Here is a 23,807-nt window from a genome sequence, read left to right as displayed (position 1 = left end):
CCTTTTTCGCAGGCGCTTCCCGCGCCTTTCCACGCGGAGGATCCCCATGCGTATCCGTATGTGTCTCGCGGCGCTCTCACTGGCCGGCGGGGCGGGTCTCGCCACCCTCTCGGCTCCCCCTGCCATGGCCGCGGCCTGCTCGGACGTCGAGGTCGTCGCGGCCCGAGGCACCTTCGAGCCGGGCACGCTCGGCTTCATCGTCGGCGACCCGGTGTATTCCGCCCTGCAGAAGAAAGCGGCGGGCAAGAGCATTTCCAGCTACAAGGTGAACTACCCCGCCGATCTGTCCCCCACGTCCGCGGCACAGGGCAATCTGGATCTGGTGAACCACGTGAAGAGCCAGGCTGCCGCCTGCCCCAATCAGAAGTTCGTCCTCGTCGGCTATTCGCAGGGTGCGAACGTCGTCGACAACTCGATCGGCATCAGCAGCGCCGGCGCGGTGGTCGGCAGCCCCATCGTGGCCACCCTGCCCGCCGCGGTCGAGCCCAAGGTCGCCGCGGTGCTGCTGTTCGGCAACCCGATCCGGGCGCTCGGCAAGAGTGTCACCGGCACCTACCAGGGCCGCACGCTCGACCTCTGCGCCAAGGGCGACCCCGTCTGCGAGAACGGCGGTGGCGACGTCGGGGCGCACCTGGGCTACCGGGACGACGCCGAGGAGGCGGCCACGTTCGCCGCGGGCAGGCTCTGAGCCCCCCTGACAGGACGCGGGGCCCGGGAGGACATCCTCCCGGGCCCCGCGTGCGTACCGGACGGGGCTAGCGCGGGGTCCGGGCGAAGTCGGCGAGGCTGGTGGAGACGGGCTCGGGCCGTCCGTCGTTCTGCACGGGCGCGGCGGTCAGGACGTCGAGGTGCTGGTAGCCGTCCGCGACCACGGGGTGCAGATCGGCCGGGACCCGCCCGGCCAGCAGTCCCTCACCGGCGAGCACGGTGAGGACCGGGTTGGCCTTGAGCCCCTCGGGGTGGACGACGAGCTTCTTCACCTGGGGTGAGGTGGCCAGCTCGATGTCCGTGACCAGCTTGGTCGGGAAGTACTGCTCGGTGAAGTCCAGAGGCTGCTCGGCCAGGCTGCGTGCCAGTTGCCGCACGTCGGTGACCTCCTCCCCGGCGCCGGTGAACAGGGTGCCGTCGGCCGACCGGTAACCGGGGTCGTCCGCGTCACCGACCCGGTCGTAGTTGCGCCACGTGTAGAGCGGTCCGTGCGGCCGGTCCGGGATGGCCTTGTACGCGGTGCCGTACAGCCCCGGCCGGGCGGTGTCCCCGTTGGCGGCGGGGAAGCTCTTGTCGGCGATCGGTCCGCCGTCGAAGAAGCCGACACTGGTCTGCAGGAACGCCAGCGGGACGGAGTTGTCGTCCAGCAGCGCGCCGAGCACCGCGCCGTTGGTGAGCCGGAAGTCCCTCACCGCCGGCGAGCCGCCGAGGAAGGCGGCGGTGTCCTTGGCGAACAGGAAGCGGTTGGTGGCCTCGATGTTGAGGTTGCGGGGCAGATAGCTCAGCAGGTCCGCCTCTCCGTCCAGGTCCTTCAGTGCGCCCAGACCCGCGATGCCGAGGAGGGTCATGGTCTCGGGGTTGAGCAGCACCGGCGCCGACAGGGTGCGCGGCAGCACCCCGCTGTCCAGCCCGGCCTGCACGACGCCGTAGCCGAGGCCGATGTCGGGCAGGTTGGTGTCGTCGGGGATGCTGCCGCTGAGGTCGCCCAGCGTGGTCGAGACGGTCGTGTCGAGGGCGAAGTAGCCGGCGCACTGGTTGTACCCGGCGTCCGCCGTGGTGGCGCGGTTGCCGTCGAAGTCGGCGGCGGCGAAGTACCCGGTGATGACACCGCCCAGCGAGTGCCCGCCGCACAGTACCTTCCGCTTGCGCAGGGCCTGCGAGGGCAACTCGGCGGTGAGCAGGTCGTACTGGTCGCGTACGGTCTGCTCGATCCCGAGCTTCCCCATCCAGCCCAGTTGTGCGTTGCCGGTGTAGCCGCCGAAGGTCCGGCCGTCGACCTGCTTGCCGCGGTAGTAGTAGTCGACGGCGGTGTGCTGGTCGCCGGAGGCGATGCCGGTGCGGTCCTCCAGGCAGTTGGAGCGCCGGTCCAGCGCCCAGAACTCGATGTGCCGGCCCTGCTCGGCGGCCCGCACGACGGTGTTGCGGGCGACGCTGTCGAACGCTCCCGCCCCTTCGAGGATGCCCGGCTGGGCGATGAGGATCCGGTCCGCTTCGGCCGACGCGGCCGGACCGTCGGCGGAACGGTAGCGCAGGTACGACAGCCGGTCGCAGGCCGCCGGACGGGGCCCGGCCGACTCCGGCAACGGCACCTTCACCCGCACCATCGACTCCATCACCCCGGTCACCGGCGAGGTCGACGTCACGGGTGTCTCGGTGCGCGTGCCCTCGGCGCCTGCGCCCGGGGCGGCGGCCGTGAGTGTCCCGGCGGTCAGCAGTGCCGCGAGCACGGCACCGCGCCACTTCCCTCTGTGCGTACGGTTCATGTTCATGCCACGGACGCTAGGGCGGTGGCACGACCGCTCTCAGGGAGTGCTGATGAGAACTCAGCTTCCGGACGGCGGCTTGTCACCGGCGCACAGCGCGCCGGGGCGGGAAGGGACAGGTACCGCTTCTGGACGCCACCGAGCTGCGGTCCGGCCGTTTCGGGAGCATGGTGGGGCTATGGACGGTCAACCCCCTGTGGTCGTGCAGCCGCCCGCGACGGACGGCGGACGGCTGGTGACCATCCACGGCGAGCGCATGGGCGTCGCCTACAGCCTCTTCGACGTACTGGACCTGCTGCACCGCGAGGGCCTGCCCACCACCGACACGGCCGTCGACGACACCGAGCTGATCGAGTGGCAGGGCGGCGGCCCGTACGACTGGAACAGCGGGTCGTCCGACGAGGCGTGAGCCCGCTCACGTCTGCCCCGCACCCTGGTCCGGCCCGGTCTCGGCCAACCCGTCGAGGCGGTCGCGCTGGGCGGGTGTCAGCTTCGGGTGGGCCGCGCCGACATCCTCCTCCAGGTGCTCGATCCGGTGTGCCCGGGATGGGCAGGACGACAGGTGCACGGTCGAGGAGCCAGGCGAGCGCGACCTGCGTGGGCGTGGCGCCGAGCTCGGCCGCGACGGCGGCGATCCCGGCCTCGGCCCCTGTGTTCCCCCAGGCCACCGGTCGCCACGGCAGGAAGGCGATCCCGGCGGCGGTGCACGCGTCCAGCACCGCCTCGTGCTCCCTGTCGAGCAGGCTGTAGCGGTTCTGCACGCTCACGACGTCGACCAGCTCCCGGGCCCGCTCCAGTTCGTCGACGGTGACCTCCGACAGCCCGATCCGGCCGACCAGGCCTCGCTCTGCAGCTCGCGCAGGGTGCCGAGCTGGTCGGCGAGCGGCGTGTGGGGGTCGATGCGGTGCAGCTGGAGCAGTTCGATCCGCTCGGTCCGCAGCCGCCGCAGGGCCTGTCGGACCTGGTCGCGAAGGATCTCCGGCCGCCCGTCGAGCTTCCACCGGGTCCGGTGCGGGCAACACCCACCTCTGTAGTGATCAGCAGGCCGTGCGGGTAGGGGTGCAGGGCCTCGGCCAGCAGCTCCTCATTGGCTCCGCCGCCGTACAGGTGAGCCGTGTCGACGACATGAGCCCGCCGCCTCCCTTCCTGACCAAGAGGCGATGCTGGAAGGGCAGTTGGCGCCGGAGCCGGCCTCGGCGGTACCTCGGCCTGCGTCCGGGACGCGGCAGGCTCGACGAGCCGTTGCCGGTGCCTGGCGATACGCTGCGCGAAAACGGCCCTTTGCCCTTTCTGGGAGGTTTTTATGGCCTCGCGTCTCAACCCGTACCTCACCTTCAACGGCGACGCCCGGCAGGCGATGGAGTTCTACAAGGAGGTCTTCGGCGGCACCCTCGACCTCAACAGCTACGGAGAGTTCGGGCAGGCGGACGCCCCGAACGCCGACAAGATCATGCACGGCATGCTGGAGACGACCAGCGGCTTCACCCTGATGGGTGCCGACAACCCACCGGGCATGCAGTCCGAGCAGGGCAGCCCCATCTCCGTGAGCCTGAGCGGCGACGACGAAGCCGACTTGCGCGGCTACTGGGAGAAGCTGTCCGAGGGCGGCTCGGTGTCGGTGCCGCTGGAGAGGCAGATGTGGGGCGACGTGTTCGGCATGTGCACGGACCGCTTCGGCGTCCCGTGGATGGTCAACATCAGCACGGAGAACTGAGCGGCCCGTGGGGTCACCCACGTCCGGGCCGGCGCCGGCTTCTACGACCAGCACGGGGGACACGGACCACTGTGGCGGCGACGCAGCACATCGTGCGTCGCCGCTTGTCTGATCGCGTCCGGTGATACCGCGCGGCACGGGGTAGGCGAGTCGCACCCGCCGGGGTGCCGCTGCCCAGCGCGGCGGCGCCCGTGCGCACCGGGCCGGCTGCGGCCGGCCCCGGCGGCCGGACTTCGACAGGCAAGGAGCGGCCATGGACGTCAGGGTCGAGACGGCACCGACCCCCACCCCCGCCGGCGGCGTCGCGCACGAGACGCCGCCGGCCGTCTCGCGGCGGCTGCGGATCATCACGGTCATCGCCACGTTCGGCGGACTGCTCTTCGGCTACGACACGGGCGTCATCAACGGTGCCCTGCCCTACATGACCGAGGACCTCGGCCTGACCCCGGTCACCGAGGGCATGGTCACCGGTTCGCTGCTGCTGGGTGCCGCGCTGGGCGCGGTGACCGGCGGCCGGATGTCGGACGCACGCGGTAGGCGGCGCACCATCCTGCTGCTGGCGTTGCTGTTCTTCCTCGGTGCTCTCGGCTGCACGCTCGCCCCGACGACCGCGGTGATGGTGGTGGCCCGGTTCGTGCTGGGTCTCGCGGTCGGCGGTGCCTCGGTGACCGTGCCGGTGTATCTCGCCGAGGTGTCGCCCGCCGAGCGGCGCGGCGCCCTCGTCACCCGCAACGAGCTGATGATCGTCACCGGTCAGCTGCTGGCGTTCACGTGCAACGCGATCATCGCCCGGATCGGCGGCGAGTCCGGCGGCGTGTGGCGCTGGATGCTGGTCGTCGCCACACTGCCGGCCGTGGTGCTGTGGTTCGGCATGCTGGTGATGCCGGAGAGCCCGCGCTGGCTGGCTTCCGAGAGCCGCTTCGGCGAGGCCCTCCGTGTCCTGCGGCAGGTGCGGTCGCGGGCCAGGGCCGAGGCCGAGTTGAAGGAGGTCTCCGCGCTCGCCGTCACGGACGAGCGGGACAGGCTCGGGGGCTGGCAGGACGTCAGGAGCACGCCTTGGGTGCGCAAGCTGTTGTTCGTCGGTTTCGGCATCGCCGTCGTGCAGCAGATCACCGGCGTGAACACGATCATGTACTACGGCACACAGATTCTCACCGACGCCGGTTTCACCGCCGACAGCGCGCTGACGGCGAACATCGCCAACGGTGTGATCTCGGTGCTGGCCACCTTCGTCGGCATCCGGCTGCTGGGCCGCGTCCCGCGTCGCCCGATGCTGATGACCGGTCAGGCGGGAACGACCACTGCGTTGTTGCTGATCGGTGTGTTCTCGCTGGTGCTACCCTCCGGTGAGATGCGGGCGTTCGCGGTGCTCGCGATGACGGTCACGTTCCTCGCCTTCCAGCAGGGCGCGATCTCGCCGGTGACCTGGCTGATGCTGTCGGAGATCTTCCCGATGCGGATGCGCGGCTTCGGGATGGGGGCTGCGGCCGTGGTGCTGTGGCTGACCAACTTCGCGATCGGGCTGGTCTTCCCGTCCCTGGTCTCGGGGATCGGGATCTCCTTCACGTTCTTCCTGTTCGCGGTGGTGGGCGTGCTGTCCCTCCTGTTCGTCAAGCGGTACGTTCCCGAGACCAGGGGCCGCACGCTCGAAGCCCTCGAGACCGAGCTCCGGGCGCGCTTTTCCTGACCGTCTTCCGGGAGGAGGGCGCCCAGGCCGGGCGGGTGGGTCAGGAGCTGGTGAGGATCACCAGCTCCTGCGTGGCCCTGGTCATCGCCACGTAGTGGTCGACGGCGCCCTCGACGCCGTCGCCGAAGCTCGCCGGGTCGACCAGCACCACCAGGTCGAACTCCAGTCCTTTCGACAGCTCCGGCGTCAGCGACCGGACGCGGGCGGAGACCGGCCGGAACGCCGGATCGCCGATCACACAGGCGATGCCGTCGGCGTGTGCGGCCAGCCACGTGTCGAGGATCGACGTCAGCTCCGCGGCGGACCCGTGGCGGACGGGGACGCCCCCGCTGCGGATCGAGGTCGGCACGTTGGCGTCCGGCAGCACGGCCCGGATGACCGGCTCGGCCTCCGCCATGATCTCCTGTGGAGTCCGGTAGTTGATGCTCAGGGAGGCCATCTCGACCCGGTCCAGCCCGACCCGCTCCAGGCGTTCCCGCCACGACTCCGTGAACCCGTGCCGGGCCTGTGCGCGATCGCCGACGATGGTGAAGCTCCTGGACGGGCAGCGCTGCAGCAGCATCTGCCATTGCGCGTCGGTGAGTTCCTGCGCCTCGTCCACCACGATGTGCACGAACGGCCCGGCGAGCCGGTCCGGGTCGGCGGTGGGCAGGGCACTGCCGTCGACCAGGGAGTTGCGCATGTCCTGCCCGTGCAGCATGACCAGCACGCCTTCGCCGTCGTCGTAGCTGTGGGCCTCCAGCAGGTTGTCGATGACGTCGGCCATGCCCTCCCGCTGGGCGGCGATGGCGGCCTCCTGCACGCGCCTGCGCCGTGCGGCGTCCGGGTCGCCGAGCCGATGGCGTGCCGCGTCCAGCAGCGGCAGGTCGGACACGGTCCAGGCGTGCGGCTGCGCGCGTTGCAGGGTGCGCACCTCGTCGCGGTCGAGCCAGGGCGCGCACATGCGCAGGTAGGCCGGCACGGACCAGAGGTCCCCGACGAGGTCGGTCGCCTCCAGCAGCGGCCAGGCGCGGTTGAAGACCGTGAGGAGGTCCCGGTCCCGCGACAGCGCCTTGCGGAGCAGGTCTTCGGGGGCGTCGCCCTCGTGCTTGTCCACGAGGATCGTCAGCAGTTCCTCCCAGACCTGGTCGCGTGCCTCGTTGTGCGGTGTGCCGGGTTCGGCCGCGTCGAAGGCCGCCGCCCAGTCGTGGGCTGCCAGGCGGATGTCGGACCAGTGGGTCGTGACCGTCATCGCCTCGGTGGGGGGCTCCTCGTAGAACCGCACGGCCTTCTCGATCGCCCGCACCATGTCCGCGGACGACTTCAGACGGGCCACCTCCGGGTCGGTCTCGGCCGCCGCGGTGGCCCCCTCGTCGACGAGGTCCGCCAGGATGCAGGTCTGCACGCCCTCCTCACCGAGGCTGGGCAGGACGTCGGACACGTAGGACAGGTACGGCCGGTGCGGGCCGACGAACAGCACGCCGCCCCGGCGGTGCTGCCCGAGGCGCGGGTCGGAGTAGAGGAGGTAGGCGGAGCGGTGCAGGGCGACGACGGTCTTGCCGGTGCCCGGGCCGCCGTCGACGACGAGGGCGCCGCGGGAACCGGCGCGGATGATGGCGTCCTGGTCGGCCTGGATGGTGCCGAGCACGTCCCGCATGCGGGGCGAGCGGTTGGTGCCGAGGCTCGCGATGAAGGCGGACTGGTCGTCGAGCGCGGCGTGCCCGGCGAACCCGTCGGCGGTGAACACCTCGTCCCAGTAGTCGCTGATCCTGCCGTCGGTCCAGCGGTAGCGGCGGCGGCTGGTCAGGCCCATCGGGTTGCCGTGGGTGGCCCCGAAGAACGGCTCCGCGGCCGGGGAGCGCCAGTCGACCAGCAGTCGGCGCCCCTCGCGGTCCGTGAGGCCGAGCCGTCCCACGTACACGGGCTCGGAGCCGTCCGCGCCGACCATGCGCCCGAGGCACAGGTCCAGTCCGAAGCGGCGCAGGGCGCGCAGGCGCGTGGTCAGCCGGTGGATCTCGGCGTCCCGGTCCATGGCCTGCCTGCCCTTGCCGCCGGGGGCCCTGCGCTCGGCCTCCAGACGGTCGGACAGTTCCGCGATCGACTGCTCCAGGCAGTCGGCCACGGCGGCGAAGTGCCGCTCGTCCCCGGCGATCGACGCCGGGGCGGCCTGGTGCGCGAGGCGGCCGGGAAGATCGAACGCACTCGTTGTCGCAGGGGTCACGTCATGCTCCCGTTTCCGCAGGTCCTGGGCCTAGGCCGGACAGTTTGCGGCAGACGGGGGGCCTTGCCGCAAGGCCCCCCGTGGGCTATAACTTGAGACAGGCGAGGAGAGCACTCCTTGCCTTTTGTGTTGGCCGGCCTTGTTCCCCGCCCTGTTGCCCACCGGCCGTTCCCGTGTGGCACGCTCTTCGTCCTGGCAGCGTGGAGAGGCGACGGCATGCGCATAGGACTGCTCGGCACCGGACCCTGGGCACGGATGGCCCACGCCCCCGCGTTGAGCGGGCACGAGGAGCTGGACTTCACGGGTGTGTGGGGGCGTCGCCCCGAGGCCGCGAAGGAACTGGCCGAGCGGCACGGCGTCCGCGCCTACGACGACGTCGACGCGCTGTTCGCCGAGGTGGACGCCGTGGCCGTGGCGCTGCCGCCGCAGGTGCAGGCCGCACTCGCCGCGCGGGCGGCGCGGGCCGGGTGCCATCTGTTGCTCGACAAGCCGCTCGCGCCGACGGTGGCGCAGGGACGGGCCGTCGTCGAGGCGGCCCGGGAGGCCGGCGTGGCCTCGGTCGTGTTCTTCACGACCCGCTTCCAGCCCGAGCCGGCGGCGTGGATCGCCGAACAGGCGGCGGTACCGGGCTGGTTCACGGCCCGGGCCGAGTGGCTCGGGGCGGTGTTCACCAGCGAGAGCCCCTTCGCGACGCCGTGGCGGCGGGAGAAGGGCGCCCTGTGGGACGTCGGCCCGCACGCCCTGTCCGTCCTGCTGCCGGTCCTCGGTGACGTGCGGCGCGTGACCGCTGCGGCGTACGGCCCCGGCGACACGGCGCACGTCGTCCTCGACCACGCCGGTGGCGCGTCGAGCACCCTCACCCTGAGCCTGACGGCGCCGCATGCCGCGGCCGGTGCCGCCGTGGAGCTGCGCGGGGAGGCCGGGGTCGCGGCGCTGCCGGACGGCTCCGGCGGAGCGGTGCCCGCGCTGATGCGGGCCGCGGACGCGCTGCTCGATGCCGCCCGGACCGGCCGGCCGCACGCCTGCGACGCGGCGTTCGGCCTGAGGGTGACGGAGATCCTCACGGCGGCCGAGGAGTTGCTGACCCCCTGAGTGCGCGGGCGGCCCCGCTCCTTACGCCGGTTCGAAGTTGAGCCGCTCCTTCACCACCGGGAAGCCGGCCTTGGTGAAGTTCGCCGCCATGGGGAAGTTGCCCCGGTCCGTGGCGGCGGCGACGAACCCGGCCCCTTGCTCGACGAGGAAGTGCGTGCATTCGGCCAGCAGGTCGTAGGCGTAGCCGTGGCCGCGGTGCTCCGGAAGGACGCCGATGAAGCCGATGCAGGGACCCGCCGGGTTGTGGGCCGGGATGTGGATGCCGGCCGGGTCGCCCTGCGGCGTGTACGCCGTCTGCCACCACTCGCGCGGTGACGGGCACCAGCGGAAGAAGTCGAGTTCCTCCTGGGCCGCCCGGTCGAGCCCGCCCTGCTCGACGGCCTTGAGCGCGTGCGCGTCCAGGGTGACGGAGTGGATGCGGCGCAGGGCGTCGAAGAACACGGCGTCGTCGGGTTCGGCGCGGAACTGAAGGCGCCCGGGCCGCTCGGGCAGGCCGCGGTCGGGGGTCCAGCGGTACAGGAGGCGTTCGACCAGGAGGTCGTAGCCCGCTTTCCGGGCTGCGGTGAAGCGGGTCTCGGCGGCGGCGCGCAGGGCCGGGTCGTCGCGCCAGCCGGCGGGCAGGTTCAGTTCCAGTTCGACCTGCCAGGGGGCGGAACGCAGGAGTGCGGCGCCCGCCTCCTCCTCGCCCTCGGCCACGTCGAACCAGTTGATGTTGAGGGGCTCGCTGTCGTCGGGGCCGCCCCACCAGGCGCCGCGGGCGACCACACGGCCGTCGCGCAGGGCCACGCGCTTCCAGTCGGGTCGGTGCCGGGTCAGCCGGTGGCCCTCACGGGCGCCCAGCGGATCGGGCAGGGTGTCGAAGAGTTCGGCGGCGCTCGTGTCGAGCGCGCGGATGACCACGTCGGTCATGAGGTGTCCTCCGGGACGCATACTGCTCGGAGCGCTCCCGGTCGGTCAGTCGAAGCACGCCGGGACAACGGGGAGGGAGCGCGGGAACGGTGTGATCTGCACGTTTCTGCCCTCCTTCCACAGGTGCCGGGGCGTGGCGCGTCACGCTACGGGATCTCCGGACGGGCGGTCCACCGATTTCCGGCGTGGCTCAAGGGCCGTTGCGAGGAGCTCGGCGACAACCCGACCGGCTGTGGGGTGACGCGCTCGCCGCCCTCGACGATGCGGGAACGGGTAAGGCGACCGGGTGGGCCGTAGCGGCGTTGTGGGGTGCGGTGCGGCGGCCGGCTGAGCGCAGCAGCCTTGTGCCCTGTGGTGTGCGGTGCGGGCCCGGGTGCGGCGGCCCGTCGGCCGTAGCAGCGTGGTGGTGTGAGCAGTGTGCGCGGCCTCCCGGCGCGCCGGGACTCGGACCGGCGCGGCTGGCTGCGCGGCGCGCCCCCGCCCGCCTGGGCCCGAGTGCTGCCCTCCGCTCTGCTGGTGGGCGTCTGCCTGGCGGAGCTGATCGCCCCGGAGCCGCTCGACATCGGCTTCCTGCTGGGTGCCATCCCGCCGCTGGCCGTGCTGGCACACGGTCCCGTGGCGACGGCGGTGCTCGGCGCACTGGTGGTGGTCGTGCTGACCGTGCCCGTCTTCCATCTCAACGATCCCGGCAGTACCGACCTGCTGACCGTGTGCTTCGTCTCGGTGCTGAGCGTGCTGCTGTCGTACGTCCGCTCCCGCCGCGATGCGCAGCTGGTCACCGAGCGGGCCGTCGCCGAGGTCGCGCAGCGGGCCGTGGTGCCGCTCCTGCCGGATCGGGTGGGACCGGTGCGGTGCGCGGGACTGTACCGGGCCGCGCAGCGCGGGACCCTGGTCGGCGGCGACTTCTTCGACGTACGGGCGGGGCCCTACGGTGTACGGGCGGTCATGGGCGATGTGCAGGGGCACGGGCTGTCGGCCGTGGCCACGGTCGCGTCGCTGCTCGGCGCGTTCCGGGAGGCGGTGCTGGACCAGCCGGACCCGGAGGCGGTGGCGGCCCGGCTCGACCGGAGGCTGGCGGTGGACTCCGCGGGCGACCCGCACGCCGAGCTGTTCGCGACGGCGGTGCTGCTGGACTTCTCCGCCGACGCCCGGGTGGTGCGGGTCGTGGCGTGCGGGCAGGCCGGACCGCTGCTGCTGCGGGACGGCCGGGCCGTGGAGCTGGACGTCGAGCCGTGCACGCCGCTGGGTCTCGGCCTCGCCGAGGCGGCCCCGCCCCGGGTCGTCTCGGTGCCGCTGAGGGCCGGCGACCGGCTCTTCCTCGCCTCCGACGGGGTGACCGAGGCCAGGGACACGCACGGAGACTTCTACCCCCTGACCGAACGGCTCCCGGGCCTGGCCGCCGAGGATCCGGTAGCGCTGGCCGAGCGGGTCTGGACCGACCTCGTCCGGCACTGCCCGGACGTGCAGGACGACGTCACGATGCTGGTGCTCGCGCCGCGTCCGCGGGACGCGGCCGACGGAACGGGCGGAGCCTGAGTCGGCGACCGGCGGTGGCCCGCGGTGCATCACGGGCCGCCGCCGGAGGGGCCGTCACGACCGGTGGGTCAGTCCTTGATCGTGCACTTGTTACCGCTCGCGGAGCTGAGCAGCCCGATCACGTTGTTGCCGCAGACGTTGGCGTTGATGTCGATCGAGTTCTGGACGACGTTGCCGGACAGAACGCCGGGGCTGCCGACGGCTATGCCGACGGGGCCGTCGTTCGCGCTCGCCGTACCGGCGAAGGCGAACAGGGCGGCACAGGCCAGACCGGCTGCGGCAGTCACACGCGTACGCATGGAAAAGCTCCTGTCAGTCGCAGGGACACGTGACCCCACCGTCACCCGGAGGAGGAACCGGCGACATCCATGGTCGTCCGAACGGGGGGCCCGGGCCCGGACCGCGCTCTCCGGATGCACGCCGCGCTCCCGCGGGGAATGGTGATATCGGACCGGTTTTTCAGCACCGGGGCCGCCCCAGCGATCCGGACCCTAGGAGCAGAGAACATGTCGACGTCAGAGCCTGCCGCATCCCGGCCGCCCGAGGACCGCGCCACCCCGGACCGCCTGCTCCACGCCCGCACCGGCACCGACGTGTCGCCGGAGGACCTCGTCCTCGCCTCGGGCAAGGACCTCAACCCGCACACCATCGAGTGGGCCAAGCGCAAGCTGGCAGCGGAGGGCCCCGCCGCCCTGGAGAAGCTGCTGCCCTAGGGCCTGCCGGCCCCTCGGCACGCAGAGGGCCACCGGACCGGGCGCCCATGCGCACGGGTCCGATGGCCCTCTGCGTGTCCGGCGCGACCGCACGCCGGTGGACGGGTCACACGCCGCCGTCGTCCTCCGGCAGCACGCTGTCGTCCTCCGGCAGCACGCTGTCGTCCTCCACCACGTGCACGGCTGCCTCCTCCGCGCCGGCCGCCCCGCCGTCGATGCCGACGTCGGAGGCGACGGTCTCCTTCGTGGTGTCGGGGTGGGCGCCCTCGTCGGGGGCGACCAGGCGGCCGGCGCGGGCGGTGCCCGCCTCGGGGTCCACCGGTTCGCCGTCGCTGTCGGGGCTGTCCCCCACGCCGTCCCCGGCCGGTTCGGCCGACACGTCGGGGACTTCCTGGGCCAGCCGCTCGTCGAGGCTCTCGCCCTCGTGCTGTTCGGCCGCGGTGGTGCCGCGCTTGGTGACGCCCAAGGGCTTCTCCGGCGGGGAGTAGCCCTCGTCGAGCATGTCGTCGTACGTCCGTTCGTCGACGGCGTCCTGCAGGTCCAGCGGCGCGGCGTCCTCCTGCTCCTCGTTGGTACCGGTGGGCTGGTACGCGTCGTCCGCCATCGGTTCGGGGCGCATCGGTTCCGTGCCCATCGCTCCTGCCTTCCTGTGTGCTGCTCGGCTCGTTCGTCTCGCCTGTTCGTTCCGCGTTTCCCGTTACGCGGGCTCTAACCTCGGCGGACGCGCCCCGCGGCCGGGAGGGTGCCCGAACGTCGCGCGGGCCAACAGGAGTTAAAACCCTGGGCAGGCCCGGACATTACCCACCGGTTAATCTTGAAAGCTCAATCAGTGCGGCTATCATCACTCGCACACACGGTGTGACCGGCTGCCGACGCGGCGGCAGCACGGTATCCGCCACCCCTTCTCATCGCCCCCGGGACCGAGGCCACCCTTTCCTCCGTCCGGCGGCGAGTTCCATGCCACCCCCCAACGCCGCCGGGACGGCCTGCCCGCCTCCGGTCAGGCACAAGTGAAAGCAGCACATCCATGAGCTACAGCAGGGGCAGAGGGCTGCAGGCCAATGTCCTCAGCACGTTCGACACCGTGGTGATGGCGGTCGCGGGCAGCGCCCCGGCGTATTCGCTGGCCGCGACCACCGCCGTGCTGGTCGGCGCGGTGGGGCTGGCGAGTCCGGCCGCCCTGCTGTACTGCGCGATACCCATGCTGGGCATCGCGCTGGCGTTCAGCTACCTCGGCCGGATCGACGTCAACGCGGGCGCCAGTTACTCGTGGGTGGGGCGCACGCTCCATCCCTTCCTCGGCTTCATCAGCGGCTGGGCGCTGGTGATCTCGGCGACGATCTTCATGGTGGCCGGGTCGCTGCCCGCCGGTTCGATGACGCTGGCGCTCTTCGACGAGGGTCTCGCGGACAACACCGCGCTGTCCACGGTGGTCGGCGCGGCCTGGTTCCTCGTCATGCTGGGCGTGGTGCTCGGCGGCGCCCGGCTCACGGTCCGCGCCCAGCTGATCATGTCCGGTGTCGAGCTGGCCGTCCTGGCGCTGTTCGCTGTGCTCGCCTTCTTCCACACCGGCAACGCCCGCGCCTTCGAATGGTCCTGGCTCGGCTTCTCGCACTTCGACGGCATGGCCGGCTTCGCCTCGGGCGCGCTCATCGCCGCGTTCTACTACTGGGGCTGGGACGTCACCAGCAACCTCAGCGAGGAGACCCGCAACAGCCGCCGCACGACGGGCCTGGCGGGCCTGATCGGCGTGGGCGTCGTCTTCCTGCTGTTCGAGGTGTTCACCATCGCGGTGAACGTGATCCTCACCTCGAAGCAGATCGAGGACAACGACGCGAACGTGCTGGCGGTGCTCGGCGAGGAAGTCTGGCCGGGCTGGGGCGGCAAGCTGCTCATCGTGGCCGTGATGCTGTCCACCATCGCCACCCTGGAGACGACGCTGATCCAGGTGACGCGCTCGCTGTTCGCGATGGGCCGGGACCGTACGATGCCGTCGGCGCTGGGCCGGGTGCACCGCCGGTGGAACACGCCCTGGGTGGCGATCGTGGTGGTCGGGTCGGTGGCGCTGGTGATGTTCATCGCCTCCAACGCCCTGGGCTCGGTGGGCGACATCCTCTCCGACGCCATCTCGGCCATCGGCCTGCAGATCGCCGTCTACTACGGTCTCGCGGGGCTCGCAGTGGTCGTCGCGTACCGGAAGATGCTGCTCAAGTCCCCGGCCAACTTCCTCTTCGGCGGCCTGTGGCCGCTGTGCGGCGCACTGTTCATGTTCTGGGTGTTCGTGGAGTCGCTGGGCGAGCTGAGCAGCGCCGCGATCTCGATCGGCATCGGCGGGCTCGCGGTCGGGCTCGTCCCGATGCTCTGGTACTGGAGGCAGGGCAGCGACTACTACCGGCCCGCGAAGCTGGACGCCTCGCGCGCGGTCGAGACGGACTACGTCCCCGACGAACAGGACGCGCACACCCGTGTCCACGAGGGTCTGTCCACCGACTTCTGAGGGGACCTTCGATGGCACGCGGTCTCAGACGCGGTTTCACCCCCGACTTCGACCCCGACTGCGGGGACACCGACCTCACCTCCGCCCGCCAGGACGTCGTGATCGGCCGCTGGCAGGGGCTGCGGGACCTCCTGGCCGCCACCGGCCGCGACTGGACGGCCCGGGGGCACCGGATGCGGCAGCTGGCGCAGGTGTGCGCGGGCAGTTCGACGGTGGAGTCCTGGCTCTCGGCCGACCCCCACAGCGCCGACGCGCTGGTGCTGCGGGCGGCGACGGAGACCGCCCGCACCTTCAACGTGGCCATCGCGGCGGGGCGGGGCGTGCCGATCGACCAGCACCGCGTGGACGCGGCGGTGCTGGCCTGCCTGACGGCGGCACAGGCGCACCCGGAGGACCCGACGCCGTGGGTGTCGCTGATCTCGGTGGCACGCCTGTACCCGAAGGGCGTGCGCCGCCAGGAACTGGCACGCTGGTGGGACGAGTTGCACGGCCGGGACCCCTACAGCGTCGAGGGACACCTCCAGGTGCTCCACTACTATTCGGCGCGCTGGCACGGCACGCACGGCCTGATGTACGACTTCGCCCGGGACGCGGCCGGAGTGGCGCCGCCCGGATGTCCGCTGCCGGTCCTGGTGCAGTACGCCCGGGTCGAGGAGTACCGCTTCGCCCTGGACGCGGCGCAGGGCAGGAACTCCGCCGTGGGCCTCTCCCAGCACTGGAGTCACGACGGTGCGTCGAGCGACCTGCGGCGCACCTGGCAGCGCTGGGTCATGGCCCGCACGCAGAGCGGTATCGCGCCCGGTGAACTGCGCGACTTCAACTACTTGGCACACGCGGCGTGCGCCGCCGGCGCCACGGACATCGCAGGCGTCCTGCTGGGCATGCTGGGCCCCCGCGCGACGCGCACGCCGTGGTCCTACACGGGGGATGCGGAGAAGCAGATCAGCAAGTGGCGCAAGGAGCTGCGGCTGGGGACGTGAGCGTCCGCTAGGGACCTTCCGGCCCGGCCAGGTCCCCCGACCACTTCTCCTCGATGCGTCCGACTCTCCACACCACCAGCGCCACCACCCAGGTGGCGAGGAACAGGGCGACGACGACGTAGCCGAGGACGTTGAGGTCGAGGCCGGAGAGCCGGTCCCAGAAGGGGCCGTGCAGGCCGAGACGTTCGGCGAGGAGGCCGAGGAGTTCGACCGTGCCGATGAGGAGGGCCACGGCGACGGACAGGCCGGTGATGGTCAGGTTGTAGTAGACCTTGCGGACCGGCTTGGAGAAGGCCCAGCCGTAGGCGAAGTTCATGAACGAGCCGTCGATGGTGTCGAGGAGGCACATGCCCGCGGCGAACAGGACGGGCAGGCACAGGATCGCGTACCAGGGCAGTCCGGAGGCGGCGCCGGAGCCCGCCATCACGAGCAGGGCGATCTCGGTGGCGGTGTCGAAGCCGAGGCCGAACAGCAGGCCCAGCGGGTACATGTGCCAGGGCTTGGAGACCGACTTCATGACGCGGCCCAGCAGGCGGTTCATGAACCCGCGGTTGTTCAGCTGTTCCTCCAGGGCGGCCTCGTCGTAGCGGCCCGAGCGCATGGCGCGGAACACCTTCCAGATGCCGGCCAGGACGACGAGGTTGACGGCCGCGATGAGGTAGAGGAACGTCCCGGAGACGGTCGTGCCGATCAGGCCGGTGACGTCGTGCAGGGCGGAGCCGTCGTCACGGACCGGCCCGGCCAGGGTCTTCACGCCGAGGGTGAGCAGGAACGCCAGGGCGAAGACGACGCTGGAGTGGCCGAGGGAGAACCAGAAGCCCACGGACAGCGGCCGCTGCCCCTCCCCCATCAGCTTGCGGGTGGTGTTGTCGATGGCGGCGATGTGGTCGGCGTCGAAGGCGTGCCGCATGCCGAGCGTGTACGCGGTGACGCCGATGCCGATGCCGAAGGTCTGGGCGCCGATGGCGTGGTGCTCCGGGGCCACGATCGCGACGAGGGTGAACCAGCCGATCACGTGCAGCGCCAGGATGAAGGCCGCCATCCCCCCGACCCTGGTCCACTCCCGCCGCGTCATGGAGATGCGGACGCGGTGCCAGGCCGTGCGCTGGGCGGGGGCCGGGGCGGGGAGGCGCGGAGTGGACTCGGGGGCGGCCGTCATCGGGGGGAAGGTCTTTCTGTCGTACGGACGGCTGCGCTGAACAGCCTTGTGCCATCCTCCAGCAGCTGCAAGTGATGTGCAGTAAAGCCCGTGACAGGTCTTGTCCATGGAACCGAAAACTCCGCCGGGCAGGCGCCGGGCCGTTCGGGTCGGCGTGGAGCAGTCGGGCCGGCCGGGTGTCAGACCCCGGCGTTCGGTCCGTCCGGCCGGCTGTGGCGCTGCTCGACCACACCTGAGCCGGGCGCGCGGGAAACGCACTCGGGGGGTCAGCGGCCCGGTGCCACCCGGACGTCCAGGTCCGAGATGCGGTGGACGGGCCAGGAGCGGGCGTAGCGGGGTGGCGTGGCGCCGGCCGGTGCCAGGTGGGCGACCGGGCGACGCTCCGCGGTGCGCAGGATGTCCGCCGCCGTGGTGTTCTCGTTGTTTCCGGACGTGGCTCCCGAGGAGCAGCCGGTGTAGTAGCCGATCGGGATGGCCTGGTGACCGGTGAGCAGGCAAGGGGCGCGGACACCGAGCCGGTGCAGGGCGTCCGCGGTGCGGCCCCAGTCACGGCGGCTTTCGGTGTTGCGGGACACGGCACCGTCGAGCACGGCGAACTGCACCGCGAGATGCCCGGCCAGGGCGAGCGCGACGAGCGGGGCGGCCACCGGGCGCCATGCGCCACCCGGGGTTCTGGCCAGGTGCCACAGGGCGTCGGCGACGGGGATCGCGAGCAGCGCGTAGGCGGGCTGGAGGAAGCGGGGCGCCGCGTAGCCGATCATGAAGAGGTACGGCAGCGCGGCGGTGGCCGCACAGGCCAGCGGGACCAGGGTCCGCTCCAGGCGCCGGGCCCGGCCCGCGACGGCCAGTCCGACACCGGCCAGGACGGGCAGGGCGAACCACCAGGCGATGACCACAGGGTTGGGCATCGACCCGGTGCACGGCCGGCACAGGGCCCGCCCGCCCAGGCTGCGCAGCTGGTCGTCGACGGCGATCTGCCAGCCCAGTCCGCCCTGGATCCGGGAGGCCTCCGCCAGCCGCTCACCCAGTCCGCCGTAGCTCGCGTACGCCTCGATCACCCACGGCACGGCGCCCGCCGCGAGCCCCGCCACGAGCGCGAGGAGAAGGCGCCGTCGGCGGCGCGCCAGGGCGAGGACGAGGAGCGGCAGGGCCACGTAGACCGCGTCGGTGGGACGCATCCATGCCATGAGGGCGGCCCCGGCCGCGAGGCCCCACAGGAGGACCGGTGCGCAGTGCTCCTCCCGGGCCCGCAGGAAACAGCCGACGACGGTCAGGGCGCCGATCGCGACCCAGTAGTTCGGCATGGCCTGCGGACCGTAGAAGAGGGTCATCCACAGCGAGGCGAAGAGGGCACCGCCGGCCACCAGGACGCGGGCCGGGAACAGACCACGCCAGGTGCGCAAGGCCAGGTAGAGGGCGAGGCCGGACAGCAGGGCGAGCCAGACGCGCAGCAGCGGGACGGACGACGACCAGGACGCCACGGGCGCGACCAGCAGCGAGACGCCGCGGGAGCGGGGTGCGCTGAAGAAGGCCGCGGGGTGGTGGGAGGTGACCTGGCTGACGTAGACGATCTCGTCCCAGCCGAGGCCCAGGACGGGCCGGACGAGGACGAGCTGCGCGACGACGAAGAGGGCGGCCAGGACGGCGAGCGGCCGGGTGCCGCGCGCCCATGGCGCGGCGTGCGGCCCGGCCGTCTGCTCGCGTCTTCGCCCGCGGACGAGGATGGCGTTCGCGCCATCAGGCATGTTCCGCCCCTTACCCCGATGATCGGAAAACACGATCAAGCTAACCCGGGGGGCGGGGAGGTGCAGGGCGGAACTCAGCCAAGTGCCTGACCCGTGGCGAGGGTCAGCGGGTGTGCGGGGCGCGGTGCGGTGGCTGGCTCGGGGCCGGGCGGTGCGTCAGCTCCGGAATCGGCCGGGAGACGGGTGCGTCCTCGCTCACCGTGAGCTCGGTGCCGTGGTGCCGGATGGTCAGGGGCATGCCGGAGTTCAGGGTGTAGGTGGCCTGGTCGGCGGTCAGTTCCACGCGCAGGCACCGGTCGAGGAAACCCACCCTGAAGGCGAGCCGGCTGTAGCGCTCGGGCAGGCGGGGCGCGAACCGAAGGGCGCCGTCGCTGCAGCGCATGCCGCCGAACCCGGCGACCAGTGCCATCCAGGTACCGGCCAGCGAGGCGATGTGCAGTCCGTCGCGGGTGTTGTGCTCCAGGTCGCCGAGGTCCATGAGCGCCGCTTCGGCCGTGTAGTCGGCGGCCAGATCGAGGTGGCCGGAGCGGGCTGCCATGACGGCCTGGACGCAGGCGGACAGGGAGGAGTCGCGAACGGTCAGCGGCTCGTAGTAGGCGAAGTTGCGGGCGATCTGCTCCTCGTCGAAGTACTCCTCGAAGAAGGCGCCGCAGGTGTACATCGCCAGCACCAGGTCCGCCTGCTTGATGACCTGCTTGCGGTACAGGTCGAAGTAGGGGAAGTGCAGCATCAGGGGGTACTGGTCGGGGCCGGTGCCCTCGAAGTCCCAGCGCTGGTAGCGGGTGAAGCCGGAGTGCTGCTCGTGGACGCCGAGTTCGTCGTTGTACGGGACGTTCATGGCCTCGGCCGCGGCCCGCCAGGCGGCCGTCTCCTCGTCGTCGGCGCCGAGGCGCGCGGCCTCGTCGGGGTGGCGCTTGCACGCGTCGGCGGCGGCCAGCAGATTCGCCCGGGCCATGAGGTTGGTGTACGTGTTGTCGTCGGCGATTGCGCTGTACTCGTCCGGTCCGGTGACACCGTCGATGTGGAAGACGCCCCGGTCGTCGTGGTGGCCGAGGGAGCGCCACAGCCGGGCGGTCTCCACCAGCAGCTCCACGCCGACCTCGCGTTCGAAGGTCTCGTCGCCGGTGACGGCCACGTACCGCACGACGGCGTCGGCGATGTCGGCGCCCACGTGGAAGGCCGCCGTGCCGGCCGGCCAGTACGCGGAGCCCTCCGAGCCCTCGATGGTCCGCCAGGGGAACGCGGCGCCGCGCAGGCCGAGTTGAGCAGCGCGCTCCCGGGCGGCGGGCAGGGTGTCGAGGCGCCAGCGCAGGGCCTCTGCGGCGGACTTCGGCGCGGTGTAGGTCAGCAGCGGCAGCACGAACGCCTCGGTGTCCCAGAAGGCGTGGCCGTCGTAGCCCGAGCCGGTGAGTCCCTTGGCGGGGATGGCGCGCTGTTCGGCGCGGGCACCTGCCTGCAGGACGTGGAAGAGGGCGAAGCGGACGGCCTGCTGGATCTCCTCGTCGCCGTCGATCTCGACGTCGGCACGCGCCCAGAAGTCGTCGAGGTACGCCTTCTGGTCCTCCAGGAGCCCCTGCCAGCCGCTGTGCCCGGCCGCCGCCAGGGCCGCCTCCACCTGGTCGCTCATCGCGGGCCGGGAGCGGACTGCGGACCAGCCGTGCGCGACCAGCTTCTCCACGCGCAGCCGCTCGCCCGGCTCCAGGACGGAGGTGACGGTCAGCCGGGCCACGTCCACGTTGGACTCGCTGCTCGTGGTGGTCCGTTCGGGGCCGGTGACGGTGTGGTCGGCGGCGACGGCGACCCTGAGGCCGCTGCGGCGGGTGCGGTGGACCAGGCGCAGCCGGCTGCCCGTGGCGAGGTCCTCCTCCGGCTCCAGCGGCGACTTCAGCGCCTTGGCGGCGCGCGGGTCGCCGTCCGGCTCGGGCAGGCTCTCGTTGGCGACGAGCTCCGACTGCACGACCACGCGGGTGCGGCTGTCGACGGGCTCCACCTCGTACGCCACCGCGGCTATCGCGCGCTGGGTGAGGGACACCAGCCGGGTGGAGCGCACCCGGACGGTCGAGCCGGCCGGTGAGGTCCATTCGCAGACCCGCTCCAGGACGCCCCGGCGCAGGTCGAGGGTCCGCTCGTGGGTGACGAGCCGCCCGTAGCGCAGGTCGAACGGCTCGTCGTCGACGAGGAGCCGCAGCACCTTGCCGTTGGTGACGTTGATGGAGGTCTGGCCGGACTCGGGGTAGCCGTAGCCGGCCTCGGCGTACGGCAGCGGGTGCAGTTCGTGGACGCCGTTGAGGTAGGAGCCGGGGAGGCCGTGGGGTTCGCCCTCGTCGAGGTTGCCGCGCCAGCCGACATGGCCGTTGGACAGGGCGAACACGGACTCGCTCTGCGCCAGGACGTCGAGGTTGAGTTCCGTCTCGCGTACGGTCCAGGGCTCGACGTTGTACGCCCGCTGTGCGATCACTTCGTGTCCCCCAGTTCTGCGAGGTCCTGCACGACGGTGTCGGCGCCGTGCCGGTACAGCGCGTCGGTCTGCCCGACCCGGTCGACTCCGACGACGTATCCGAAGCGCCCGGCGCGGCCCGCGTCCATGCCGGCCAGGGCGTCCTCGAAGACGGCCGCTTCGGAGGGGTCGACGCCGAGGTCCTCTGCGGCGGCCAGGAACGTGTCGGGGTGCGGCTTGCCGGGAAGCTTGCGTTCGGCGGCGACGACGCCGTCGATGCGGACGTCGAAGAAGTGCTCGGCGCCGATCGAGCGCAGCACGTCACGGCAGTTGGCGCTGGAGGAGACGATCGCGGTGCTGAGTCCGTGGGCGCGGACGGCCTCCAGATAGCGCAGGGTGCCGTCGTAGGCCTCGACGCCGTCGGTGCGGATCTTCTCGAGGACCAGCTCGTTCTTGCGGTTGCCCAGTCCGTGCACGGTCTCGGCGCCCGGTGGGTCGTCGCTCTCGCCGTCGGGCAGGTCGATGCCGCGGGAGGCGAGGAAGGTGCGCACCCCGTCGGCGCGTGGCCGCCCGTCGACGTACTCGTCGTAGTCCGCCGATTCGAACGGCCGGAACTCCGCGCCGTCCCGCTCGCGCAGGAAGGCGTCGAACATCTCCTTCCAGGCGGCCGCGTGCACGACGGCCGTCTTGGTGACGACGCCGTCGAGGTCGAACAGACAGGCATGGATGCTTTCGGGAAGACCGAGCTGCGTCATACAGGACCGGTTCCCCCTGCGGAGATGTTCCAGTGAGTGGCGCACGCCACACACCGGGGGCGCGAGGGGGGGCGCGCTCCCGGCGCCCGAGCCGGGCTCTCGTCCCGGCGCCCGCTGCGGGGTGACACACTTTCTCCGTGCCGCTCACCTTCGACGACCTCGTCCAGCGCGCCCGGGCCCTGCCTCAGGGTGGCCGGCGCGCGATCCTCGGCATCGCGGGCAGCCCCGGCGCGGGCAAGTCGACGCTCGCCGAGCACCTGGTGCGGGAGTTGAACGGCACCGGTGACCCCTGGGTCGCGCACGTTCCCATGGACGGCTTCCACCTCGCCGACGCCGAACTGGAGCGCCTCGGCCTGCGGGCCCGCAAGGGAGCACCCGACACGTTCGACGCGGCGGGCTACGCGGCCCTGCTGCGGCGGCTGCGCGACGAGCCCGGTGACGACGTCGTCTACGCGCCCGGATTCGAGCGCGATCTGGAACAGCCGATCGCGGGCGCGATCCCGGTTCCGGTCACGGCCCGGTTGGTCGTCACCGAGGGCAACTACCTGCTCCTGACCACCGGTTCCTGGCCCCGCGTGCGCCCCCTCCTCGACGAGGTGTGGTTCTGCGAGCTGCCCGAGCGCGAGCGCGTCCGCCGGCTGGTGGCCCGCCACGAGCGGTTCGGCAAGACGCATGGGGAGGCGGTGGCCTGGGTGTCACGCTCGGACGAGCGCAACGCCGAGCTGGTGGCGTCGACCCGGGGTGGGGCGGATGTGGTGGTACCGGAGTCCGCGGTGCCATTCCCGTGGGCGTGAACACCGGGCACGCGTCGTGCAGTCCTGATCACCCGTCAGGCGTCCACCGCCAGCCGCACGCCCAGCCCGACCAGGACCGCACCCGAGGCCTGCTCCGGGCGACGCCGCACCGACCGTCGCCTGACCACGCCCCCGACCCGCCCGGCCAGCCACACCACCGGCAGGTACCAGACCAGGTCCACCACGGCCCAGATCACCGAGAGGGCGAGCAGTGCCGGCTGGACGGCGGCCCCCTCGGGCACGAACTGCGGCAGGAACGAGACGGCGAACAGGCCCGCCTTGGGGTTGGCCGCGTTGGTGACCAACCCCTGCCAGTAGGCCCGCCGCAGGGACACGGAGACCGTTGCGGCCTCGCGTCGGCATCACCGACTCGATGCGTCCCGGCAAGCGGTTTCCGCGCCGTTCGGCGATGGGGCATGATCTGCCGCATGATCAGATCCGCCACCCTGGACGACATCCCTGAGATCCGCACGATGATCCGCGAACTCGCCGCGTACGAACGGGCGGTGGAGCAGGCACGGGCCACCGAGGAGCAGCTGCGCGAGGCGCTTTTCGGGGAGCACCCCGCCGCCTTCGCCCTGATCGCCGAGGACGACGGTACGGGTGAGGTCATGGGCTACGCCCTGTGGTTCCCACGCTTCTCCACCTGGACGGGCACCCGCGGCATGCACCTGGAGGACCTCTACGTCCGTCCGCACGCCCGCGGCGCGGGTCACGGCAAGGCACTGCTCGCCACCCTCGCGGCGACGTGCCGGCGCAACGGGTACGACCGCTTCGAGTGGTGGGTGCTGGGCTGGAACACGCCGGCCATCGATTTCTACGCGTCGCTCGGGGTGGAGATGCTGGAAGAGTGGAAGGTGTGCAGGCTGAGCGGTGAGCCGCTGAGGGAGCTCGCGGCTCAGGCACGGCCCGTCCGCGACCCGGCGCGCGGGCACCCGGGTGCAGGCCGAGGACCTGCGTCGGGAATGGGCCCGTGACGGCCGGACCGGCCCGGTCGTCACCGGGCGGGTGCGCGACCTGGCCGCCTGGATGGCCGGGCGCGTGCCCGCCGCCCTGCCCGTCGCGAGGGAGGGGCTGCCCGTTCTCGGGCCATGGCCGCCCCACCCTCCCCGGAGCCG

The 23,807-nt window shown here is 72.0% G+C and carries 21 protein-coding genes and 1 pseudogene; 11 read left to right on the top strand and 11 right to left on the bottom strand.

All coding sequences use genetic code 11. The features are described 5' to 3' along the window. Positions 1-46 precede the first annotated feature (46 nt). The gene (locus AB0B29_RS33540) at positions 47-688 is read left to right on the top strand and encodes a cutinase family protein (RefSeq protein WP_362245786.1); all 642 of its coding nucleotides are present in this window, start codon (positions 47-49) and stop codon (positions 686-688) included. 67 nt (positions 689-755) lie between these two features. On the opposite strand, the gene AB0B29_RS33535 is transcribed toward AB0B29_RS33540, so the two are convergent. Beyond that, the gene (locus tag AB0B29_RS33535; protein WP_362245785.1) at positions 756-2,477 is read right to left on the bottom strand and encodes a hypothetical protein; all 1,722 of its coding nucleotides are present in this window, start codon (positions 2,475-2,477) and stop codon (positions 756-758) included. Between the two features lie 172 nt (positions 2,478-2,649). On the opposite strand from AB0B29_RS33535, the gene AB0B29_RS33530 reads away from it, so the two are divergent. Further along, complete coding sequence (locus AB0B29_RS33530) at positions 2,650-2,880, top strand: hypothetical protein (protein ID WP_362245784.1); 231 nt, start codon at positions 2,650-2,652, stop codon at positions 2,878-2,880. 6 nt (positions 2,881-2,886) lie between these two features. Here the strand turns inward: AB0B29_RS33530 and AB0B29_RS33525 are convergent. Then, positions 2,887-3,731: pseudogene (locus AB0B29_RS33525) on the bottom strand (aldo/keto reductase). A gap of 43 nt (positions 3,732-3,774) precedes the next feature. On the opposite strand from AB0B29_RS33525, the gene AB0B29_RS33520 reads away from it, so the two are divergent. Both AB0B29_RS33520 and AB0B29_RS33515 read left to right on the top strand, forming a co-directional pair. Then, positions 3,775-4,185, top strand: coding sequence for a VOC family protein (locus AB0B29_RS33520; RefSeq protein ID WP_362245782.1), 411 nt, complete (start codon positions 3,775-3,777; stop codon positions 4,183-4,185). Between the two features lie 253 nt (positions 4,186-4,438). After that, on the top strand, positions 4,439-5,872 hold the full coding sequence (locus AB0B29_RS33515; protein WP_362245780.1) for a sugar porter family MFS transporter: 1,434 nt from the start codon (positions 4,439-4,441) through the stop codon (positions 5,870-5,872). Between the two features lie 40 nt (positions 5,873-5,912). On the opposite strand, the gene helR is transcribed toward AB0B29_RS33515, so the two are convergent. Continuing rightward, positions 5,913-8,072 carry an RNA polymerase recycling motor ATPase HelR gene (helR, locus tag AB0B29_RS33510; RefSeq protein ID WP_362245778.1) on the bottom strand — a complete coding sequence of 720 codons (2,160 nt, stop codon included), beginning with the start codon at positions 8,070-8,072 and terminating at the stop codon, positions 5,913-5,915. 216 nt (positions 8,073-8,288) lie between these two features. Here helR and AB0B29_RS33505 point away from each other — a divergent pair, with 216 nt between their 5' ends. Then, positions 8,289-9,164, top strand: coding sequence for a Gfo/Idh/MocA family protein (locus AB0B29_RS33505; protein ID WP_362245776.1), 876 nt, complete (start codon positions 8,289-8,291; stop codon positions 9,162-9,164). 21 nt (positions 9,165-9,185) lie between these two features. On the opposite strand, the gene AB0B29_RS33500 is transcribed toward AB0B29_RS33505, so the two are convergent. Next, positions 9,186-10,073, bottom strand: a complete 888-nt coding sequence (locus AB0B29_RS33500) for a GNAT family N-acetyltransferase (protein ID WP_362245774.1) — start codon at positions 10,071-10,073, stop codon at positions 9,186-9,188. A 417-nt stretch (positions 10,074-10,490) separates the two neighbouring features. Here AB0B29_RS33500 and AB0B29_RS33495 point away from each other — a divergent pair, with 417 nt between their 5' ends. After that, positions 10,491-11,609 carry a PP2C family protein-serine/threonine phosphatase gene (locus AB0B29_RS33495; RefSeq protein WP_436845941.1) on the top strand — a complete coding sequence of 373 codons (1,119 nt, stop codon included), beginning with the start codon at positions 10,491-10,493 and terminating at the stop codon, positions 11,607-11,609. A 68-nt stretch (positions 11,610-11,677) separates the two neighbouring features. Here AB0B29_RS33495 and AB0B29_RS33490 read toward each other — a convergent pair whose 3' ends face one another. Continuing rightward, positions 11,678-11,908: a chaplin gene (locus AB0B29_RS33490; protein ID WP_362245770.1), complete on the bottom strand. Its 231-nt coding sequence runs from the start codon at positions 11,906-11,908 to the stop codon at positions 11,678-11,680. A gap of 207 nt (positions 11,909-12,115) precedes the next feature. On the opposite strand from AB0B29_RS33490, the gene AB0B29_RS33485 reads away from it, so the two are divergent. Next, positions 12,116-12,322 (top strand): hypothetical protein, encoded by a 207-nt coding sequence (locus AB0B29_RS33485; protein ID WP_362245768.1) that lies wholly within the window; start codon positions 12,116-12,118, stop codon positions 12,320-12,322. A gap of 106 nt (positions 12,323-12,428) precedes the next feature. Here AB0B29_RS33485 and AB0B29_RS33480 read toward each other — a convergent pair whose 3' ends face one another. Further along, positions 12,429-12,941: a DUF5709 domain-containing protein gene (locus tag AB0B29_RS33480; protein WP_362245925.1), complete on the bottom strand. Its 513-nt coding sequence runs from the start codon at positions 12,939-12,941 to the stop codon at positions 12,429-12,431. A 408-nt stretch (positions 12,942-13,349) separates the two neighbouring features. Here AB0B29_RS33480 and AB0B29_RS33475 point away from each other — a divergent pair, with 408 nt between their 5' ends. Beyond that, positions 13,350-14,819 carry an APC family permease gene (locus AB0B29_RS33475; protein ID WP_362245766.1) on the top strand — a complete coding sequence of 490 codons (1,470 nt, stop codon included), beginning with the start codon at positions 13,350-13,352 and terminating at the stop codon, positions 14,817-14,819. Between the two features lie 11 nt (positions 14,820-14,830). Next, on the top strand, positions 14,831-15,799 hold the full coding sequence (locus AB0B29_RS33470; RefSeq protein WP_362245764.1) for a hypothetical protein: 969 nt from the start codon (positions 14,831-14,833) through the stop codon (positions 15,797-15,799). A 7-nt stretch (positions 15,800-15,806) separates the two neighbouring features. Here the strand turns inward: AB0B29_RS33470 and AB0B29_RS33465 are convergent, their stop codons facing one another. The 4 genes from AB0B29_RS33465 to AB0B29_RS33450 form a co-directional block, all read right to left on the bottom strand. Then, positions 15,807-16,958: a HoxN/HupN/NixA family nickel/cobalt transporter gene (locus AB0B29_RS33465; protein ID WP_362245762.1), complete on the bottom strand. Its 1,152-nt coding sequence runs from the start codon at positions 16,956-16,958 to the stop codon at positions 15,807-15,809. Between the two features lie 266 nt (positions 16,959-17,224). Next, positions 17,225-18,703 carry a hypothetical protein gene (locus AB0B29_RS33460; RefSeq protein WP_362245760.1) on the bottom strand — a complete coding sequence of 493 codons (1,479 nt, stop codon included), beginning with the start codon at positions 18,701-18,703 and terminating at the stop codon, positions 17,225-17,227. A gap of 103 nt (positions 18,704-18,806) precedes the next feature. Next, the gene (locus tag AB0B29_RS33455; RefSeq protein ID WP_362245758.1) at positions 18,807-21,161 is read right to left on the bottom strand and encodes a glycoside hydrolase family 65 protein; all 2,355 of its coding nucleotides are present in this window, start codon (positions 21,159-21,161) and stop codon (positions 18,807-18,809) included. Continuing rightward, the gene (locus AB0B29_RS33450; protein WP_362245756.1) at positions 21,158-21,895 is read right to left on the bottom strand and encodes a beta-phosphoglucomutase family hydrolase; all 738 of its coding nucleotides are present in this window, start codon (positions 21,893-21,895) and stop codon (positions 21,158-21,160) included. Before AB0B29_RS33450 ends, AB0B29_RS33455 begins: the two co-directional genes overlap by 4 nt. 137 nt (positions 21,896-22,032) lie before the next feature. Here AB0B29_RS33450 and AB0B29_RS33445 point away from each other — a divergent pair, with 137 nt between their 5' ends. After that, entirely contained in the window at positions 22,033-22,689 is a 657-nt protein-coding gene (locus AB0B29_RS33445; RefSeq protein WP_362245754.1) for a nucleoside/nucleotide kinase family protein, read from the top strand. 35 nt (positions 22,690-22,724) lie between these two features. Here AB0B29_RS33445 and AB0B29_RS33440 read toward each other — a convergent pair whose 3' ends face one another. Then, positions 22,725-23,024 (bottom strand): LysE family translocator, encoded by a 300-nt coding sequence (locus AB0B29_RS33440; protein WP_362245752.1) that lies wholly within the window; start codon positions 23,022-23,024, stop codon positions 22,725-22,727. 93 nt (positions 23,025-23,117) lie between these two features. Between AB0B29_RS33440 and AB0B29_RS33435 the strand changes: the two genes are divergently transcribed. Then, positions 23,118-23,666 (top strand): GNAT family N-acetyltransferase, encoded by a 549-nt coding sequence (locus AB0B29_RS33435; protein WP_362245750.1) that lies wholly within the window; start codon positions 23,118-23,120, stop codon positions 23,664-23,666. Positions 23,667-23,807 lie beyond the last annotated feature (141 nt).

This window comes from Streptomyces tibetensis, from assembly GCF_040647715.1.
GTDB lineage: Bacteria > Actinomycetota > Actinomycetes > Streptomycetales > Streptomycetaceae > Streptomyces > Streptomyces tibetensis_A.
Note: the sequence above shows the minus strand (reverse complement) of the source record. Positions and strands in the feature narration are given on the sequence as shown.